19 protein-coding genes are annotated in these 19209 nt (G+C 73.8%); 3 read left to right on the top strand and 16 right to left on the bottom strand.

The window, feature by feature from the left end; translation table 11 throughout:
- Both C569_RS0116500 and C569_RS0116495 read left to right on the top strand, forming a co-directional pair.
- On the top strand, nt 1–269 hold a 269-nt coding region (locus C569_RS0116500), incomplete at its 5' end, for a transposase (protein ID WP_018786881.1).
- Between the two features lie 52 nt (nt 270–321).
- Nucleotides 322–1035, top strand: a complete 714-nt coding sequence (locus C569_RS0116495; protein ID WP_018786880.1) for a hypothetical protein — start codon at nt 322–324, stop codon at nt 1033–1035.
- A gap of 55 nt (nt 1036–1090) precedes the next feature.
- Here the strand turns inward: C569_RS0116495 and C569_RS0116490 are convergent, their stop codons facing one another.
- The 10 genes from C569_RS0116490 to C569_RS0116445 form a co-directional block, all read right to left on the bottom strand.
- Nucleotides 1091–2122 (bottom strand): nitroreductase, encoded by a 1032-nt coding sequence (locus C569_RS0116490; protein ID WP_036346008.1) that lies wholly within the window; start codon nt 2120–2122, stop codon nt 1091–1093.
- Nucleotides 2123–2124: 2 nt separating this feature from the next.
- Entirely contained in the window at nt 2125–3207 is a 1083-nt protein-coding gene (locus C569_RS0116485) for a GNAT family N-acetyltransferase (RefSeq protein ID WP_018786878.1), read from the bottom strand.
- Nucleotides 3204–3644, bottom strand: a complete 441-nt coding sequence (locus C569_RS0116480; protein ID WP_018786877.1) for a hypothetical protein — start codon at nt 3642–3644, stop codon at nt 3204–3206. Before C569_RS0116480 ends, C569_RS0116485 begins: the two co-directional genes overlap by 4 nt.
- A gap of 3 nt (nt 3645–3647) precedes the next feature.
- The gene (locus C569_RS0116475) at nt 3648–5210 is read right to left on the bottom strand and encodes a phenylacetate--CoA ligase family protein (RefSeq protein WP_018786876.1); all 1563 of its coding nucleotides are present in this window, start codon (nt 5208–5210) and stop codon (nt 3648–3650) included.
- 402 nt (nt 5211–5612) lie between these two features.
- Nucleotides 5613–6011, bottom strand: a complete 399-nt coding sequence (mnhG, locus tag C569_RS0116470) for a monovalent cation/H(+) antiporter subunit G (protein ID WP_018786875.1) — start codon at nt 6009–6011, stop codon at nt 5613–5615.
- The gene (locus C569_RS0116465) at nt 6008–6271 is read right to left on the bottom strand and encodes a monovalent cation/H+ antiporter complex subunit F (protein ID WP_018786874.1); all 264 of its coding nucleotides are present in this window, start codon (nt 6269–6271) and stop codon (nt 6008–6010) included. The genes mnhG and C569_RS0116465 overlap by 4 nt, the downstream gene beginning before the upstream one ends.
- A complete protein-coding gene (locus C569_RS0116460) occupies nt 6268–6867 on the bottom strand; it encodes a Na+/H+ antiporter subunit E (RefSeq protein ID WP_018786873.1) in 600 nt (199 codons plus the stop codon). The genes C569_RS0116465 and C569_RS0116460 overlap by 4 nt, the downstream gene beginning before the upstream one ends.
- The gene (locus C569_RS0116455; RefSeq protein WP_018786872.1) at nt 6864–8435 is read right to left on the bottom strand and encodes a Na+/H+ antiporter subunit D; all 1572 of its coding nucleotides are present in this window, start codon (nt 8433–8435) and stop codon (nt 6864–6866) included. Before C569_RS0116455 ends, C569_RS0116460 begins: the two co-directional genes overlap by 4 nt.
- Nucleotides 8432–8890, bottom strand: coding sequence for a Na(+)/H(+) antiporter subunit C (locus C569_RS0116450; RefSeq protein WP_018786871.1), 459 nt, complete (start codon nt 8888–8890; stop codon nt 8432–8434). Before C569_RS0116450 ends, C569_RS0116455 begins: the two co-directional genes overlap by 4 nt.
- Nucleotides 8887–11721, bottom strand: a complete 2835-nt coding sequence (locus C569_RS0116445) for a Na+/H+ antiporter subunit A (protein WP_018786870.1) — start codon at nt 11719–11721, stop codon at nt 8887–8889. The genes C569_RS0116450 and C569_RS0116445 overlap by 4 nt, the downstream gene beginning before the upstream one ends.
- A gap of 241 nt (nt 11722–11962) precedes the next feature.
- Here C569_RS0116445 and C569_RS0116440 point away from each other — a divergent pair, with 241 nt between their 5' ends.
- Nucleotides 11963–12910: an acyltransferase domain-containing protein gene (locus tag C569_RS0116440; RefSeq protein ID WP_018786869.1), complete on the top strand. Its 948-nt coding sequence runs from the start codon at nt 11963–11965 to the stop codon at nt 12908–12910.
- Here C569_RS0116440 and C569_RS0116435 read toward each other — a convergent pair whose 3' ends face one another.
- The 6 genes from C569_RS0116435 to C569_RS0116410 form a co-directional block, all read right to left on the bottom strand.
- Complete coding sequence (locus C569_RS0116435) at nt 12911–13480, bottom strand: hypothetical protein (RefSeq protein WP_018786868.1); 570 nt, start codon at nt 13478–13480, stop codon at nt 12911–12913.
- 49 nt (nt 13481–13529) lie between these two features.
- Nucleotides 13530–14753, bottom strand: a complete 1224-nt coding sequence (locus C569_RS0116430; protein ID WP_026268238.1) for a multidrug effflux MFS transporter — start codon at nt 14751–14753, stop codon at nt 13530–13532.
- Nucleotides 14754–14932: 179 nt separating this feature from the next.
- Nucleotides 14933–17044 (bottom strand): 2-oxo acid dehydrogenase subunit E2, encoded by a 2112-nt coding sequence (locus C569_RS0116425; RefSeq protein WP_018786866.1) that lies wholly within the window; start codon nt 17042–17044, stop codon nt 14933–14935.
- The gene (locus C569_RS0116420) at nt 17041–17943 is read right to left on the bottom strand and encodes a thiamine pyrophosphate-dependent dehydrogenase E1 component subunit alpha (protein ID WP_018786865.1); all 903 of its coding nucleotides are present in this window, start codon (nt 17941–17943) and stop codon (nt 17041–17043) included. Before C569_RS0116420 ends, C569_RS0116425 begins: the two co-directional genes overlap by 4 nt.
- Entirely contained in the window at nt 17940–18179 is a 240-nt protein-coding gene (locus tag C569_RS0116415) for an acyl carrier protein (protein WP_018786864.1), read from the bottom strand. The genes C569_RS0116420 and C569_RS0116415 overlap by 4 nt, the downstream gene beginning before the upstream one ends.
- Complete coding sequence (locus C569_RS0116410; protein ID WP_018786863.1) at nt 18176–19186, bottom strand: 3-oxoacyl-[acyl-carrier-protein] synthase III C-terminal domain-containing protein; 1011 nt, start codon at nt 19184–19186, stop codon at nt 18176–18178. The genes C569_RS0116415 and C569_RS0116410 overlap by 4 nt, the downstream gene beginning before the upstream one ends.
- Nucleotides 19187–19209 lie beyond the last annotated feature (23 nt).

The raw sequence follows: 19209 nt of genomic DNA, 5'->3' as shown, positions 1-19209 counted from the left end.
CCAAGCATCCCCGCTTCCACCTGCACTTCACCCCGACCAGCTCGTCCTGGCTGAACATGGTCGAGCGCTGGTTCGCCGAACTGACCGACAAGATGATCCGCCGTGGCGTGTTCCGCAGCGTCGACGACCTCGTCACCGCGATCGAGGAATACCTGCGCGTACACAACGACGACCCGAAACCCTTCGTCTGGACCGCCACCGCCGAATCGATCCTGGCCAAGGTCCGACGTGGACGAGTCGCCCTCCAAGAAGCGGCTAGTCAAAACTGAGACAGAACACTAGCATTGCCCGGTCCGCAGACGGCGACGGAAGCGAGGCACGATGGGTTGGCTCCAGCGGTTGCTCGGTGGCGGACGGGTCGAACTGGACCCCACACGTCAGCAGGAGCTGCTGCGGGACGTCCGGCAGTCCTACGGGGCGCACGCCCGTCTCCGGTTCCCGGAGCAGGCCGACGCGATCACCCGGCTGCTGTCCGATGACGACGGTCTCGTGGTGGCCGCCGGGATCGTCTGCGAGGCCGCCGACCAGGCGCACGCCGACCTGCTCGCCCAGGCGCAGGAGGTGTTCCGGCGCACCGGGCGGCGGCTGCTGGTGCACCGCCGCAACTACCGGCCCCTGTGGAAGGAGGCCGGGCCCGCGCTGCGCTGGCCGCTCGGCGCGCTGCCCAGCGGCCTGCACCCGTACGCGCAGCTCAGCGCCGCCGTGGCAGTGGTCGGCGGGCGGGCCGACCGGCTGGACCGGGTGACCGACCCGCAGCCGTTCGTGACGCGCCTGTTCGAGGTGCTCGACCTGACCACCGCCGGCTGGGAGTTCGGCCGGGTGCGTGTGGACACCGACAGCGCGACGCTGGTGGAGCGGCTGATGGGCACCGGCGCGCGGGTGCTCGCGACGATGGACGACCCGCCCCGGCTGCCGCCGGCGGTGCGGGAGATGATGCGCCGCAACCACCGCATCGCCGTGTACGACCCGGCCGGTCCGCGTGTGGTCGGTGAACTGAACCTGGGCGCGCGGCTGCGCGAGACGCTGCTGGCCTGACCGGGCACCGCAGTCCCTGCCCCTACGCGCCCAGGGCTCCCGACCGGGCGACACGTCAACCGATGGCCTCTCGTGGATGAAGTGACACCGCCTCAAGGGGTGTTGCCGCTAACAGATCTGACTCGCGGTTCACGCGCCGGGCCGAGCGGGGCGCGGGAGCGGCCGGCCGGCCCACCCGGGCCACGTGCACGATCCGCTCCGGCGCCACGTCCAGCAGTGTGCCGAGCGCGTCCCGGGTGGCGGCCACGTCGACGAGCTGACTGAGCGGATGCGCGGCCAGCCCCGCCGTGTGCAACGTCAGCCACGTCCGCATCAGCACCCGTCCGAACTCGACCTGTCCGGCCGCGTCCAGGCCCGGCGGCGCGACGAGCGCCAGCACCCCGCCGCCCTGCCCGAGCGGATCACCGCCCGCGGCGGCGAGCAGACGCGGCAGCCCGAGCGGGCGCAACACCGGGTACGCGGCGAGCGCCGCCCGCAGCCCGGTCGCCGCCGCCCGGTCCAGCCCGAGGCAGCTGTCGGTCAGCCCGTCGGCCCGGTAGCGCGGGTCCGACCGGTCCAGGCGCAGCCAGCGGCGCAGCTCCGCCATCACGGCCGGGTCGGCGTACACCTGCCGGTCGGCCGTGCGCAGCAGCGCGCGCAGCCGCCCGGCCGCCGGCACGACGCGGACCGCGCCACCGGCCCGCCGGGCGACCGCGTCCACCGCCGCGACCACGTCGGCGTCCGGGCCGGCGGTGAAGCGGCCCCGGTGGGTGCGCCGGTCCCACACGTCGGCGGTGCGGAACGGCGTCCGGTACGGCTGTCGTCCCGGCCGCAGCCGCCCGGCACGCCGATCGGCCTCGTCGTGGTCGGCGGCCCAGTCCAGCCGCAGCCCCGCGTCGGCGGCGACGATCAGGCACGTCTCCACGAACGCGCCGAGCGACAGCCGCAGGTCCCGCCCGGCCCGATCACCGGCGGGCAGCGCGTCGGCCGGATCCCAGCCGACGGTGACCGCCCAGCGTTCGTAGCGCAACCGCCACGGCTGGGTGTTGTGCGCGCTCGGTGCCCGCCAGCACAGCGGCTCCAGCGCGCGGAACGCGGCGAGGTCCATGGTCACCGCTCCTTGGCGTAGAACGCGTAGCCGTGCAGCGGGCGTCCGCCGAGGCGCCGGTACTGGGCCGCCGACGCCGGATTGTCCCGCCCGACGTACGTGCTGCGCAGCGCCGTGTAGCCGCCGTCGTGCAGGTTGTGGTGCAGGTGCGCGGACAGCAGCCGCTGGTAGCCGCGCCCCTGGAACTGCGGCACCACGCCCTTGACGATCAGCACCGCCTCCCGGCGGTGCCGGCGCCGGGTGGCGAGCAGCCGCAGCTGGTTGACCGGGTTCAGGTCGCCGCGCACCGCGACCAGGAAGTCGCTGATGTCCGGCACGCAGAGCACGAACGCCACCGGTCGCCCGTCGCGGGTCAGGTAGAGCAGCAGCGCGGAGTCGAGCAGGTACGCCAGCCCGTCGGTCTGCCGCCGCAGCTGCGCCGCCGAGATCGGCGTGTAGTAGCCGAGCTGGGCGAAGGAGTCGTTGAGCATCCCGCGCAGCAGTTCGAGCTGCTGGTCGAGCCGCCGGGTGCTCCCCCGGTGCAGGTCCAGCCGGGTGCCGTCGGGCTGCACGCCGAGTGCGGGCGGCGGTCCGGCCGGCGGCGGGACCGGGCAGATCCAGGTGTCGGAGACGAAGCGCCCGGTGAACCCGTACGCCTCGTACGCGTCCGGGTAGTGCGGCGGGTTCCACGCGCTGTCCACGAATCCCCGGTCGGCGTACCCGGAGGTGATCACGCCGCCGGCCTGGTTGGGCAGCAGCGCCACCGGCCCGAACAGCAGATCCCGGCCGGGCGTGGCGTGCGTGGTGATCGCGTCGAACAGCGGCCGGGCGGCCGGCGCGGTGAACTCGGTGAGCCCGAACAGCTGGCACCGGCGGCCCAGCTTCGCGTCGACGTCCGCGTCGGTGTGCAGCGTGGTCCGCCCGGCCACGGTGCCGGTGGCGTCGCGCAGCACGTACATCGGCACGCCCTCACGCCACCAGCGGCGGATCTGCTGCCGGGGCGTCGGCACGTACCGGGGCTCGTCCGCGTACAGCCGGTCGGTGAGGGCGACGAAGTCGCGCAGGCCGCGCCGCCCGGTCACGCGCTCGAACCGGTGGCCGGTCACCGGCGCACCGCCGGACCGGCCGTCTCCGCGCCCAGCGGCGTGAACTGCTCGATGTGGCCCATCGCGCCGTCCTCGGCCCGCCACGCGCCGTTGGAGTAGCCATCAGGGGAGGCGGTGTAGAGCCTGATGAACCCGGCGGTGGCGTTACGGGTGCCGTCGGTCAGCCACATCATCAGCCTTCGGTGGTGCCGGGTCCGGGCGAACCGCAGCAGCGCGTCCCGGTCGGTGAAGAACGCGATGGTGCCGAGCGTCAGCGGGAACTGCCAGTAGACGGTGTGCCAGCAGTAGCCGGACATGCGGCGCATGTCGCGCACCATCCGGATCCAGTCGGGGGCCAGGCGCAGCAGCACCAGCGGGTTCGCGTACCGGGTGCCGCCGATGAACATGGCGCCGGCGCGGGCCTGAGCCGGGGCGCGGGAGAAGTCACGGGTACGCATCGTTCACCTCACCAGGTAGACGTTCTTGATCTTCTGCATGCCGGCGAACGGTCCGCCGTCCGGATCGTGCAGCTCGACCCGCAGGTCACCAGCGGTCGGGTCTTCCACCAGGGACTGCGCGAAGTCCCGCGACACCGAGGTGAGGTGCGCGCGTACCCCGTCACGGCACGCCTCGGCGAGCGCCGCGCGGGCCGCGGTGTCCAGCGGGCGGCGCAGCTCGACGTGGATCACCGGCCGGGTCTCCAGGCCCGCGTCCTCGTGCAGCGCCACGCAGAACCGGTTGATCTCGGCGGCGTGCGGGTTGCCGGTGTAGAGGCCGTACTCGACGTCCTGCGGGTAGAGGTTCGCGCCCAGGTAGGACACGGTGGAGTCGCTGCGGCCGAACAGCAGCAGCAGCGGCAGCGTCATCCGCTCCTCGGCCACCGCGGTCCGGAACTCGGCGCGGCGCACCGGGTCGGCGTGGATCAGCTCGACGATCCGCCGGTACGGCACCAGCAGCGCCTCGTCTCCCACGTTGTAACGCAGCCGGGGCTGCAGCACGTGCGGGCTGGCGACAGTGCACAGCAGTTCCCGCCGCTCGTTGGTCTCCAGGTAGGTGGCGAACGGGTTGTACTGGAACACCATCGGCAGCCGCTGCTCGCCCCGGCCGAGCAGTTCCGCGCGCAGTGCCGCGTCGGTGCGCAGCCGCCGCCGCAGCCACACCGTGAACCGGGTCTCCGCGCCGATGCCGATGGTCAGGTCCGACGCTCCGTACGCCGACCGCACCCGCACGAACCGCTGCTCCAGGTAGTCACGCAGCGCCTCGGTCATGCCCTCGCCGCCGCAACCGGCGAAGATCCGGTACCGCGACCACGGGAAGTCCTCGGCGTCGAGCCGGTCCCGCAGGTGTTTGAGGAACGGCGGGTACGCGGTCACCAGGTAGTCGTGGCCGGGACCGAACTCGCGCAGCGTGTCGACGATCTTCCCGAGGTCCGGGCCGGTGTTCTTCACGGTCGCGATCCGGGCCATCGCCGCGCCGGTGGTGGTGCCGGTCGCCCAGGCGCCCATCGAGTACGCGTTGATCACGAACGGCCGGCGCATCGGGAACACCAGTCCGGTGTAGCCGACGATGTCGCGGTGCACCGCGCGCAGTTCCCGCTCGCCGCGCGGCCAGTTGAACGGCCGCCCGGACGAGCCGGCCGACTCGTCGACCACCACGCCCCGCTCCGGCAGCCGCCCGTCCCGGCAGCGGGCCGAGGCGTCGTACGCCATCACGTACCCGCGCTTGTCGGTCTCCGGGAAGTCCCGCAGCCGGCGGCGCAGGCCGCCCGGGCGGGCCCGCAGGAACGCCTGGTAGGCGGGCACCCGCCGGGCGGCCCGCACGCACGTCGACCGCGCGTTCGCGGCGGCGAGGCGGTCCAGGAGCGGGTGGTGCCGCCGGGCCAACCACCGCCAGCCGGCCGGGTGGTGGGCGACGAGCCGGGCCAGCGCGGCGACCGCGCGGCCGGCGGGGGCCAGCGCGGCCTCGGCGGGCAGGGGCGTGTCGACGGTACGTGCGGCGACGTGTCGGTGCAGCATCTCGGCCATGACAGGAATCCTGTCGACGCCGCGACGCGGGCACATGAGCGACGGGACGGTACTGCGCTGAGTACGCGTACCCAGTGGACGACCACCCGGCCTGGACACGCTCAGTCACCATGGCGGCACTCGTCTGGTGCGTCGTCCCTGGTCCGGTGACACTTCGCCGACGACCGGGGGCAAGCGTGAACGCACGAACGGGCGCTTCGAGAAGGTGACCGAGGAGACCTCGGAGACCGTGACCCGACGGTATCCGTCCTCGCTGGACACCGTACTCAATCTGGCGCGGCTGGCCCCCGAGGTGGCAAACGGGCTCGCGGACCGGCATTCGCCGTTCGGGCCCGTGAGCGGCGGGCGTTGCCGTGGACCGTGCCGCTCATGGGCTCCCCGCCTCGGCGCTCGTACGGAGTATCAGGCCGTGCGGACCGGCGACGTCTCCTCCGGCTCGCCGGCCCGGTCCGCGCGGATCCGGTCGATGTGGCCGGCCAGTTCGTCGGTGATCAGCAGGTCCCGCCGGATGTCGTCGTGCGGGTACGCCGTCCGCCCGATCATGTGCGCCGCGACCGGGGCGGTGGCGAGCTGGAACAGGCCGACCAGGACCAGCGTGGTGATGTCCACCCCGGTACGCAGCCGCAGCGCGCAGCCGAGCAGCACCAGCAGCAGCCCGAGCACCTGCGGCTTGGCCGCCGCGTGCATCCGCGACAGCACGTCCGGGAAGCGGACCAGCGCGATGCCGGCGGCGACGCAGAGCAGGGCGCCGGCGACGAGACAGATGCCGGCGACGGTGTCGAGGATCGCGTCGGGCGTCACTTCGGGCCTCTCCTGGAGGCGAACCGGGCGACGCTCACCGAGCCAACGAAACCGACCAGGGCGAGGACCACCAGGACCGGCAGCGCGGTGGCGTCCCGGCTGTAGGCCGCCTCGGTGGCGATGGCCGCGACCGCCACGGCGAGCAGCACGTCGGTGGCGACGGCCCGGTCGAGGATCGACGGCCCGCGGATGATCCGGACGAGGGTGAGGCCACCGGCCGCGACGAGCAGCACGGTGACGATCACGGCGACGACTGTCACGTCGGTGCTCCTTCCAGTTCGGCCGACCCGGAGGGTTCGGCCTCGTTGTGGCGGATCCGGTCCCGCTCCTCGGCCGAGCCGACGGCGGCGACGATGCGCGCCTCCAGTTCCCGCACGCCGTGCCGGAACCGTTCCACCTCGTCGAGGCCTCGAATCCCGATCACGTGCACGTAGAGCGTCCCGGTACGCCGGTCGGCCTCCACGATGAGACTGCCCGGCACCAGCGACAGCGCCTCGGCGGTGAGGGTGAGGTTGAGGTCGGTGTTCACCCGCAGGCGCACCGCGATGATCGCCGAGTGCGGCTCCCCGGGCCGGACGGCCAGCCAGGCGACCTGCACCGAGGCGACCACGAGATCCCGCAGGAAGCGGACCAGGAACCGCAGCAACGGAACCGGCCGGATCCGGCCGGCGAACGTCACCGGGGGCAGCGGGAAGACCACCAGCAGCACGGCCGCGACCACGAGCCCGCTGATCACGTTGGCCCAGCTGAAGGTGCCCCACAACAGCACCCAGACGGTGACCAGGCCGGTCACCGCGACGGCCCGGTTGCGCCGGCGGTCACGGGGGGTCAGCGGCGCTTTCGGCTGGCTGGTCACGGCGGTCCCTCCGGGAACACGGCCTCGACGTACGGGGCCCGGCGCAACAGGTCGTCGGCGGCGTCGGTGCTGATGTCGAACAGCGGTCCGGCCACCACCGTGAGCGCGAGGCCGAGCACCACGAGGGCGGCGGTGGACACGGTCATCAGCCGGGGCAGCACCGCCCCGCCCGGCGCCGGGCCGCCGTGCGGCTGTTCGGCACCGTCGGTACGGGCCGCCTGGTCGGCGTCGCCGGGCTCCGGCATGTCCGCGTGCGGTGCCCGCCAGAACGCGAGGTTCCACACCCGGGCGATGGCGTAGAGCGTGAGCAGGCTGGTGACCAGTCCACCGGCGACGAGCGCCCAGGCCAGGAACCCGCCGTCGTCGACGCCGGCCTGCACCAGGCCCAGCTTGCCGAGGAACCCGGAGAACGGTGGGATGCCGGCCAGGTTCAGGGCGGGCACGAAGAACAGCACCGCCAGCAGTGGTGACAGCCGGGCCAGCCCGCCGAGGCGGTCCAGCGCGGTGCTGCCGCCGCGTCGTTCCACCAGGCCGGCGGCGAGGAACAGCGTGGTCTGGACGGTGATGTGGTGCACCACGTAGAAGATCGCCGCGGACAGGCCGAGCGGGGTGGTCAGCCCGACCCCGAACAGCATGTACCCGATGTGGCTGACGAGGGTGAACGACAGCAGCCGTTTGATGTCCGACTGGGCCACCGCGCCGAGGATGCCGACCACCATGGTCAGCGCCGCCGTCACCATGAGCAGGTCCGCGGTACGACCACCGGGGAACAGCAGCGTCTCGGTGCGGATGATCGCGTACACGCCGACCTTGGTGAGCAGGCCGGCGAAGACCGCGGTGACCGGGGCGGGCGCGGTCGGGTAGCTGTCCGGCAGCCACGCCGACAGCGGGAACACCGCCGCCTTGATCCCGAACGCGAGCAGCAGCATGCCCTGGAGCACCAGGCGGGTGTCGTCGGGCAGCGCGTCCAGGCGGTCGGCGAGCTGCGCCAGGTTCAGCGTGCCGGTGGCGGAGTAGACCAGGCCGATGGCCACCAGGAAGATCAACGACGAGAGCAGGCTGACCACGACGTACGTGGTGCCGGCCCGGATCCGCGTCTCGGTGCTGCCGAGCGTCAGCAGCACGTAGCTCGCCACGAGCAGGATCTCGAAGCCGACGTACAGGTTGAACAGGTCGCCGGAGAGGAACGCGTTGCACACGCCCGCGGTCAGCACGAGATAGGTCGGGTGGTAGACCGACAGCGGCGTCTCCTCGTTGCCGTCGGCCATGCCCTGCCCGATGGAGTAGACGAGCACGCACAGGGTGACCGAGGCGGACACCACGAGCATCAGCGCGGCGAGCTGGTCGGCGACGAGCACGATGCCCATCGGCGCGACCCAGCCGCCGACCTCCACCACGAGCGGGCCGTCCAGTGAGGAGCGCACCAGGAGCATCGCGGCGACCGCGACGGTGGCGGCGAGCACGACGATGCTGGCCCACCGCTGGGCGCGGGCGCGGCCGGCGAGCAGCAGGGTGAGGGCGGCACCGAGCAGCGGCATCACCACCGGCAGCGGGACGAGCCAGGTCATCTGACGCCCTCCGCCGCACCGGTGGTGAGCACCCGCGCCTCGGGGCTGCCGTCGGCGGTGTCGGTGTCCGAGGTGCCCGGTCCCTCGTCCCGGTCGGCCAGTTCCATGATCCGGCGGTCCTCGACGTCGTCCTGCACCTCGTCGTGCCCGTTGAGGTGCCAGCTCCGGTAGGCCAGCGCGAGCAGGAACGCGGTCATGCCGAGCGTGATCACGATCGCGGTCAGCACCATCGCCTGCGGCAGCGGGTCGGACATGTCCTCCTCGGCGGTGGTGCCGACGATCGGCGGGCCACCGGCCCGGCCGCCGGTGAGCAGCAGCAGGTTCGCGCCGTTGCCGAGCAGGACGACCCCCATCAGGACGCGGGTGAGGCTGCGTTCCAGCAGCAGGGTGACGCCGGTGGCGAACAGGACGCCGATGACCACGACGTAGACCAGGTTGGGAATGTTCGGGCTCACACCAGCTCCTCTTCCCGCACGCCGGCCGGTTCGGTCTCCTGTTCGTCGACCTCCCCCTGACGGTCCATCTCGGCGCCCAGGCTCCGCAGGATGTCCAGGACGAGGCCGACCACGATGAGGTAGACGCCCACGTCGAAGAAGACCGACGTCACGAAGTGCACGTGACCCAGCACCGGCAGGTGGAAGTCGAGCGTCGCGCTCTGCAGGAACTCGCCGCCCAGCAGCATCGCGACCACGCCGGTGCCGACCGCGACGAACAGGCCCGCGCCGAGCACCAGACCGGCGTCGACGGGCGCGGCGCCGTTGAGTTCGGTACGCCCACCGGCCAGGTATCGCACGGCGAGCCCGAGCCCGGCGACCAGCCCGGCGGCGAAGCCGCCGCCGGGGGCGTTGTGGCCGGAGAAGAGCAGGTAGATCGAGAACAACAGGATGGTGTGGAAGAGCAGGCGGGTGACCACCTGGAGGATGACCGACTGCTGCCGGGAGGTCGCGCCGCTGGTCAGCCAGCGCGGGCGCGACGACTGCTGCCGGCCGGCGCCGGGGATGCCGCTGCGCAGGTCCAGCGCGCGGGAGCGGCGGAAGATCAGGCTGGCCACGCCGGTGGCGGCCACCACCAGCACGGCGATCTCGCCCATCGTGTCCCAGGCGCGGATGTCGACGAGCGTCACGTTCACGACGTTCTTGCCGCCGCCGTAGGAGACGGCCTCCGCCGGGAAGCCGACCGAGACCGGCACGGCCGTCCGGCTGCCCGCCGCCACGTACGCCATCCCGGCGGTGACCACGCCGACGGCGACGCCCAGCGCGACCCGCAACCGCCGGCTGGCGCGGGTCGGGCGGGCCGAGAACCGGCGCGGCAGCCGGCGCAGTACCAGCACGAACATCACGATCGTGACGGTCTCCACCAGGAACTGGGTGAGCGCGAGGTCGGGCGCGCCGTGCAGGATGAACATCAGCGCCGTTCCGTAGCCGGTCACGCCGACCAGGATCATCGCGGTCAGGCGGCGGCGGGCGCGCGCGGCCACCAGCGCCGCGACGACGATGACCGCGCCGGCGACGGCCTGCAACGGGGTGTCCCAGAGCTGGAACCGCCGGGCCCACGGCGCACCGGCGAGCACCGCGCCGCCGGGCAGCACGACCAGCACCAGGAGGATGACGCCGAGGTAGAACGGCAGCGAACCGCGCTGGGTGGCACCGGTCAGTTCCACCGCCGCGCGGTCGACGGCACCGGCGATCCGGTCGTAGCCGGTGGTGCCGTCGAAGGGCAGCCGCGGCAGGTGGGGCCGGCGCCGGTGCAGCAGCAGGAACAGCCCGAGACCGCCGGCCACGGCCAGCGCCGACAGGCCGAGCGCCGGGGTCAGCCCGTGCCAGAGGGCCAGGTGGTAGCCCGGGTCGGTGGTCGGGAACTGGTCGGCGTACGGCGCCAGCACCCGGTCCACCACCGGGGCGAGGACGCCGACCGCGAGGCCGGCGAGGGCGAGCACCGCCGCCGGGCCGATGAAGGCCGGCTCGATCCGGTGCGGCCGGGTCTCGGCCACGCCCTGTTTGGCGGCGAATGCTCCCCAGAGGAACCGCGCGGTGTACGCGACGGTCAGCGCCGAGCCGGCCACCACGCCGGCGAGCACCACCAGTTCGGTCGTACCGCCGTGCAGGAACGCCTCGAGCGCGGCCTCCTTGGCCACGAAGCCGATCAGCGGCGGCAGGCCCGCCATCGAGGCGGCGGCGAGTCCGGCGACCGCCGCGAGCACCGGCGCGCGGCGGCCCAGGCCGCTGAGCTCCCGCAGGTCGCGGGTGCCGACGACGTGGTCGACGACGCCGACGACGAGGAACAGTGTGGCTTTGAACAGGGCGTGCGCCAGCAGCATCGCGGCACCGGCCAGTGCGGTGTCGCGGGTGCCCGCGCCGAGGATCACCATGAGCAGGCCGAGCTGGCTCACCGTGCCGTACGCCAGCAGCAGCTTCAGGTCGGTCTGCCGCAGCGCCGTCCAGCCGCCGAGGAACAGGGTGACCAGGCCGCCGGCCAGCAGGACGCCGCGCCACACGGTGGCCTGGCCCACCGCGGGGCCCATCAGCGCGGCCAGGAACACGCCCGCCTTCACCATGGCGGCGGCGTGCAGGTACGCGCTGACCGGTGTGGGCGCGGCCATCGCGCGCGGCAGCCAGAAGCTGAACGGGAAGATCGCGGACTTGCTGGTCACGCCGAGCAGGACGAGCACCAGCGCGACGGTGAGGTAGCCGCCCTCGGGCAGGTTCCCGGCGATCTCCGACCACCGGTACGAGCCGGCGTGCTGGCCGAGCATCACGAAACCGGCGAGCATCGCCAGGCCGCCCAGTGTGGTCACCAGCAGGGCCTGCATCGCCGCGCGGCGGCTGGCCCGTTCGGTCGGGTCGCTGCCGATCAGCAGGTACGAGAAGACGGTGGTGAGTTCCCAGCACACGTACAGCAGCAGCAGGTCGTCGGAGACGACCAGGCCGAGCATCGCACCGGCGAACGCGACGAACACCGCGGCGAACCGGCCGAGGCCGGGATCGCCGGAGCGGAAGTAGCGCGCGCTGTAGGCCAGCACGAGGGCGCCGACGCCGCCGACGAGCAGCACCAGCAGCCAGGACAGGGTGCCCATGCGCAGGGCGAGTTCCAGGCCGAGCTGCGGCACCCAGGTGGCGGTCTCGACGACCGGCCGGCCCACGCGGACCGGCTCGGTCCGGGTCAGCGCCCAGATCAGCGCCGCCGCCGGTACGGCGGCCAGCAGGTAGAGGGCCCGCCTACCGAGGAGGCGTACCAGCACGGGGGCGGCCACGGCTGCGAACGCATGGACCGCCACCAGAACCAGCACACACACTCCCAAGATCGACCTGCGGTGTGTCAACCCTAACCGGCGATGTGGGGAGGCGGTATGTCGAGAGAATCACGCGAACGTGTGATGTCGACTCCGCTCCGTTCCGGGTAAGGAGTGGGGTTCAACCCGCCCGGTACACCGGCGTCCGGTGCCGGCCTGCTTCCGCGTGCCCGGCTGGCAACGACGCCGAGCACGCACGGGGCTGTCGTGGCGGGCGCCGGCCGGTAGCGTCGCCGCCATGGATGTCGACGACGTCGCCGGCCGGCTCGGCGTGCCCGCCGAGGAGATCGACCGGGTGCGCCGGCTCGCCGGTGACCGGCCCGCCGCGCCGCTGCCCGCCCGGGCGGACGCGCCCGCGCTGCTGGACCGGCTCGCGGTACGCTCCGACGACGCCGCCGAGATCCTGGCGGGCTGGCCGGAGCCCGGCTCCCCACTGTGGACCCCGGAGCTGCGCTGGCTGCTCGACCGCTCGACCGCCCTGGTCCGCGCCGACCTCGGTGGCCACGCCTGGCTGACACCCGGCCCGGCGCTGCCCCGCGACCGGGGTCCGGCCTGGCGGCACCTCTACGTCTACGCGTACCTCGCCCTGGTCGACGCCGTCCGGGGCTACCACCGCGACCACGGCGTCCCCGACGACGTGTCCTGGGCGACGCTCGCGGACCTGGGCACCAACCTCGCTGTCGACCGGCGGATGAACGGCGACGGCTGGCCGGTCATGCAGAGCTGGCTGACGCTGCACGTGCGCGGCGGCCTCTACGAGCTGGGCCGGCTCCAGCACCAGCGCGGCGACGCCGAGGCGGTCGACCTGCACATCCCGGACGCGGGACCGCTGACCCCGGAGGCCGTCGACGCGTCGCTGGGACGGGCCCGCGTGTTCTTCCCGCGTCACTTCCCCGGCGAGCGCTACACCGCGTTCTCCTGCGGCTCCTGGCTGCTGGACCCGCAGTTGCGCGAATACCTGCCGGAGCACTCCAACATCGTCCGGTTCCAGCGGCGGTTCACGCTGGAACCCCACCAGGAGCAGGACACGCCGGACGGCGACGTCGAGGTGCTGCGGTTCGTGTTCCGCAGCCTGAGCACCCCGCTGGACCGGCTGCCGCGCCGCACCGTGCTCCAGCGCGCGGTGATCGACCACATGCGGGCGGGCCGGCACTGGCAGTGGCGCCGGGGCCGCTTCCCGATGTAGTCAGGTCAGCGGCCGCAGGCCCCGGTCCGGCCCGGCACGCGGTGGCACCGGCGCTCCGCGCGCCAGCCAGTCGTCGAGCGCGACCGGGTCGCCGAACAGCAGCACCGGTGGCCCGGCCGGGTCGGCCGCCCAGGCCCGCATCCGCTGCCTCGTCCGGCCGAACCCGGTCAGGTGCCACACCAGGATCGAGTCGCGGGACAGCACGCTGCCCAGCGTCTCCCGGTTGCCGTTGCAGATCAGCTCTCCGCCGGCCAGGCGCCGCAGCGTACGCCGCAGCAGCCGCCGGAACGAGACACCGCGCGGATAGTCCAGGCCGATCACCAGGTCGGCGCGGCCGAGGACCACGTCCCGCCAGCCGTGGTACGCGCCGTCAACGATCCACCTGTCGCGCCGGCAGATCGCCTCGATCCGGCGTCGCTGCTCGGCCACCGGCACCTCGACCCACCTGGGCTCCCACAGCAGGTCGTCGACCGGATGCCAGGGCAGACCGAAGCGCTGCGCCAGATGCGCGGCGAGCGTCGACTTGCCGGAGCCGTGGACGCCCTCGACCAGGATGCGGGCCGGGGTCATGGCAGCAGCGTAGGCACCCCGCGCACCCGGCGCGATCCGGGCGGCCGGGTCAGTGCGCGACAGCGACGGCGGGCGCCGCCTCCAGCCCGGCGAGCCGGGAGGGCCGCACGACGACGAGCAGCACCAGCAGCGCCGCCACCATCCCGCCGGCCACCACCAGGGCCATCGCCACCGCGCCGGTGCCGAGCACACCCACCAGCGGCGCGGCGATCGCGCCCACACCGAACTGCACCGCGCCGAGCAGCGCGGACGCGGTGCCGGCTGCCTCGCCGTGGCGGGACAGCGCCAGCGCCGGCGCGTTCGGCATGGCCAGACCCGCCGCCGCCAGCACCAGCCACAGCGACACCAGCAGGGCGGGCAGCCCGCCGACGCCGGTCGCGGCGAACACCACCAGGGCGAGTCCGGCCACCGTGCCCGCCACCAGCGACGTCACCAGGATCCACTGCGACGGGTAGCGGCGCAGCAGCCGCACGTTGTACTGGGTGGCGCCGATCAGGCCCAACGCGCCCGCGCCGAACGCCAGGGCGAACTCCTGCTCGTCGAGCCCGTAGGTGTCCTGCAGGACGAACGACGAGCCCGCGACGTACGCGAACAGCGCGGCCATGGCGAGCCCGGCCACCAGGACCAGGCCGACGAAGACCCGGTCCCGGAGCAACCCGCCGTAGTTCATCACTGTCGCCACGACCCCGCCGCGCTGGCGGCGTGCGGGCGGCAGCGTCTCGGGCAGCGCGAGCGTGGCCAGCGCGACGAGCAGCACCCCGAAGGCGGCCAGGGCCACGAAGACGCCACGCCAGTCGGTCCACCGCAGCACGCCGCCGCCCAGCGTCGGGGCGAGGACCGGCGCCGCGCCCATCACCAGCAGCAGCCGGGACAGCATCGTGGCGAACGCCGACCCGGTGAACAGGTCACGTACCACCGCCATCGCCACCACAGCTGTCGCGGCGACGCCGAGGCCCTGCACGACGCGCAGGACGCCCAGGACGGCGACGTTCGGGGCGATCACGCACAGCGCCGAGGCCACGATGTGCAGCAGGAGACCGGCGATCAGCGGGCGGCGCCGCCCGACCGCGTCCGACAGCGGCCCGATCAGCAACTGCCCGATGGCGAGTCCGGCGAGCGTGCCGGTGAGCGTCAGTTGGACCGCCGCCGACGTGGTCGCGAAGTCGGTGACGATCGCGGGCAGCGCGGGCAGGTACATGTCGATGGTCAGCGGCCCCACCGCGATCAGCGAGCCGAGGACCAGCACGAGCTTGAGCCGCTGTTCCCGGCTCATCAGGTCGCCCGGGGTGGACGTCGGGGTGGCATCGGTCGTCTGGGTCGTCTCGTCCCGGTCGGCGTACGGCTGGGCGCGAGAGGGTGCGGCACTCACACAGTGAGTCAAATACGCCTCCGGTGGCCGCATTCCCGTACCGGCGAGAGGTAACGCAGGTCACGTGGCCCGGGCGGGCCTGCTCACCGGTGCAGCGCGTCGCCGAGCGCGGCCAGGTACGCGCCGGCCTGCGCCCCGTTGACCAGCCGGTGGTCGTAGGCGAGGCCCAGGTCGGCCACGGTGCGCTCGCGTACCCCGCCGGCGCCGTCGAGCACCACCTCGCGGTGCACGTCCGGCAGCGACAGGGCGCAGGTGACGCCGGGCGGGATGATCGGCCGGGCCACCGTGACGCCGGGTGTGTCGTTGAGTGCGACCAGGACGTTCATGCCGGCCATGTCCTCCTCACGCAGCCGGCCGCGCAGCGCCTTCATCCGCAGCGCGACCACGGCGTCGGCGAGGTCACCGAGGTCCAGCCGGGCCGCGTCGCGGATCACCGGCAGGAACAGTCCGGTGCCGACGTCGACGGTGAGCCCGATCGACGGCGCTTCCGCGTCGAGGATCCGGCCGTCGTCGGTGAGCCGCGCGTAGAGGCCCGGGAACCGCTCGTGCAGCGCCGCGACGGCGGCGATGACGACCTCGGTCAGGCCGACCGCGGCGCCGGTCTCGTCGGCGGCGCGGCGGGCGTACGAGAGCGCGGCCGTCACGTCGACGCGCACGGCGGTGAACGCCACCGGGATCTCCCGGTGCGACGTCGCCACCACGTCGGCGATGCGGCGTTGCGCCGGTGGCAGCGGCCGACCCGGCGGCACCGCCCGCGTCCCCACCGCCTCCGCCGGCTCCGGGTACGCCGCAGCGGGCGAGCCCGGACCGGAGCGGACCGGGGCGGGATCCGGCCGGACTGCGGCGGTCCCGTTCGGCGGCGGCAGCGGCACGGCCGACGCGGGCCGGATCCGGCCGATGGGCGCGCCCGGGGCGCAGTCGGTGCCGGCGGTCACCTCCTGGCGCAGCACGCCCGCCTGCGTGGCGGCCAGCTCCTCGATCGCCTTGGACGTCTCGACCGCCGCGATCGGCTCGCCGGCCTCGACCGTCGCGCCGTCCGCGACCAGCCATTCCAGCAGCACGTAACTGTCGTCGTTGGGGTTGAGCCGGGGCACGTCCACCGGGACGCCCGACGGCGACGCCGAGGTCGGGGTGGCGGACGGCGGCGGACCGCCAGGTGAGTGGTCGGTGCGCGGCACCGGAACCGCGGCGGGCAGGCGCATGATCCGGTCCAGGATCGCCTCCGCGCCGAGCAGCATCGTTCGTTCCAGGTGCGGCGCGGACGGGATGACCCGGTCGGCGGAGCTGACCAGCTCGACCGGGCCGCGCAGCAGCGGCCACGCCTCGGCGTGCAGGCGGGCGGCGACCTCGCTCCCCCACGTGCCGCCCGCGGTGCTCTCCTCGGCGACGATCACGCCGTGGGCGCCGCCGAGCAGGCCGCGCAGGCCGTCCACGTCCACCGGGTAGAGCCGCGCCGGGACCAGCACCTCGACCGTACGACCCCGCTCGGCGGCCCGCGTGGCGGCGGCGATCGCCCGGTCGGCGACCCCGCCCGGCGCGATGACGAGCGTCGGGACGCCGGTGGCGTCCGGGTCGTGGACGCGGGCCCAGTTGCCGTCGTCGCCGCGCAGTTCGAAGGCGAGGCGGTCGTCGACGCGGCCGTCCACGTACCGCCGCCTGCCGTAGAGGACCTTGTCCTCGAACAGCATGGCCGGTTCGTCGCGGCGCAGCGCGGCGGCCAGCACGTCGGCCGCGTCGTGCAGCGGGGACAGCTCGTAGAGCGCGAGGTGCGGGATGCCGATGAAGTGCTTCTGCGGGCTCTGGCTGTGCGTCGCGCCGTAGCCGCGCCCGCCGCCGACCGGGCAGCGGATCACCACCCGCATCGGGGTGCGCTCGCCGTACATGGTGACGGACTTGGTGATCAGGTTGAGGATCGGGTCGAACGCGAGACCGGCGAAGTCGCCGAACATGATCTCGACGATCACCGTGTCGCCGCACAGCGCCAGGCCACCCGCGACGCCGGTGATGCCGTTCTCGCTCAGCGGCGTCGACAGCACCCGGTCCGGGTAGGCGGTGGAGAGCCCCTGGGTCACCTTGAACGCACCTCCGTACGGGTCGGCGACGTCCTCCCCCAGCAGCCAGGCCCGCTCGTCGGCGGCGAACAGCGCGTGCAGGGCCCGGTTCAGGTTGCGGCTCACCCGCTCCGCGCGCGTCACGCCGCCGCTCCGCGCGCGAGCGGCCGGGCCAGCACCTCGGCCGAGACCTCCGCGACCCGCTGCCGGGCCCGCGCGTCGGCGGCCGCGAACCGGTCCGGGTACGCCTCGGCGTACCGCTGGAGCCAGTCGAGGCGGCGCAGGCGACCGAGTTCGTCGGCGGGCCGGGTGTCGTCGCCCTTGCTGTGCGGTCCGAGCCGGACCGTGTGCTGCACCAGCACGTGCGGCGCCCGGGTGGCGCGGACCCGCTCGACGTGCGGCGCGGCGGCGGCGCGTACCTCGGTCAGGTCCAGCGAGTCGGACTCGCTGACGGTGATCCCGAACCCGGCGACCCGGCCGGCGATGGTGCCGGCGAGCTGGGCGGTGGTCGGGGTGGACTGGGCGATCCGGTTGTGCTCGACCACGACGAGCAGCGGCACCCGCCACAGCGCCGCCATGTTCAGCGCCTCGTAGACGGCGCCCTCGCCCCAGGTGCCGTCACCGATGTACGCCACCGCTATCGCGTCCTGCCCGGTGCGGTTGAGGTGCAGTCCCACGCCGACCGCGGCGGGCAGGCTCTCCCCCTGCACGCCGGTGGACAGGAACCGGTCCCGGCGCAGGTGCTGGCTGCCGCCGTACCCGTGGCACACCCCGCCGTCGCGGCCCAGCAGTTCCGCCAGCAGGCCCTCCGGGTCGCCGCAGTGTGCCAGGTAGTGCCCGTGCCCACGGTGGTTGCTGAACACGAAGTCGCCGGTCAGCAGCGGGGCCAGCGCGACCGGGACGTACTCCTGGCCGAGGCAGGTGTGGGTGGTGCCGGCGAGGTGACCGTCGGCGTACAGGCGCAGCAGGTGCTCCTCGAAGCGGCGGATGAGCAGCCCGGTGCCGAGGTCGGCGTCGTCGAGCGGGGCCGGCGCGGTGCTCACTCCGGCACGCCCCGCTGGGCGAGCAGCGCGCGCAGGTCGGCCACCGACCGCACGGTGCGGATCTCCCGGGGCGTCAGCGAGATCCGGTACGCGTCCTCGACGGCCGCGACGATCTGCAGGTGCCGCAGGCTCACCCACGCGGCGGTGGTCGCGGGGCCGGTCTGCGCGTCGACCTGGTCGACGGGCAGTTCCAACACGTCGGCGACGAGCCGCACCAGCCGGCTGGACATGCTCATACCTCGATGATCGTACAGGCCCAGTGCGTGCCCCGGCCCAGCGAGATCAACGCGACCCGGTCGCCGTCGTGCAGCTCACCGGCGCCGAGCAGACGGTTCAATCCGAACAGTTGGTCCGCCGCGCCGAGATGCCCGTACTCGGCCGCCACCTCCCGGTTGGTCCGCTCCGGCGGCACCTTGTGGGCCTCGGCCAGCGACGTCATGGCGCGTTCGTTGTCGGCGACCAGAATCAGCCGGGCCAGGTCGGCGACGGTGACCCCGGCCCGCTCGCAGGCGCGTTCGGTGACCCGCGCCATCCGCTCGTCGAGGTGGCGGGCGTACTGCGCGAACTGCTCGGGGTCGTAGTCGAAGAACTCCATCACGTGCCACACGTCGCGGGCGGCGGGCGGCTCGGCGCCGGGTGCGAACGGCGCCGCCGCGCCGCCGCCGTCGAGCCGGTAGAACCCGGCGTAGCGGCCGTCGGTGGCGGCCTCGGTGGCCTGCCAGCGCAACCGGGGGTGCCCGCGCCGGGCCACTGTGGCCACCGCGCCGTCGGAGAACACCATCGGCTGGGTGTCCATCCGGTTCCAGTACGCCTCGCAGGTCCGGTTCGCGGCCACCACGAGCGCTGTGGCGTACCCCGGGTGGGTGGCGAACTTCCCGGCGACGGTGTCGAGGCTGAGCACACCGGTGGTGCACGCCTGGGTGAGCAGCACCGCCTCGGCGCCGGACGCGCCGAGCCGGTACGCCAGCTCGGCGGCGGCGTCCCAGTAGAGGTGTTCGGTGAGGTCGGTGACGGCGAGCACCAGCAGGTCCACCCGGGTGGCGGGCAGCGCCGCGGCGTCCAGGGCCCGGCGGGCGGCCCGTTCGGCGAGGTCGGTCAGGCCCACGTCCGGCGCGGCGCGGTGCACCTGCCGGTAGCCGTAGCCGAGGACGCGGTTGACGTCGTCTGTGTACTGCGCCACCACGTCCGCGACGGGCGCCGGGTCGCCGAGCGCCTCACCGAAGGACACCAGCCCGAAGCTCATGCTCGACCGTCCCGCCGCAGATC

This window comes from Micromonospora sp. CNB394, assembly GCF_000374985.1.
In the GTDB taxonomy this organism is placed as follows: Bacteria; Actinomycetota; Actinomycetes; order Mycobacteriales; family Micromonosporaceae; genus Micromonospora; species Micromonospora marina.
The sequence above is the reverse complement of the archived record's forward strand: the minus strand, read 5'-3'. Positions and strand labels throughout refer to the sequence as shown.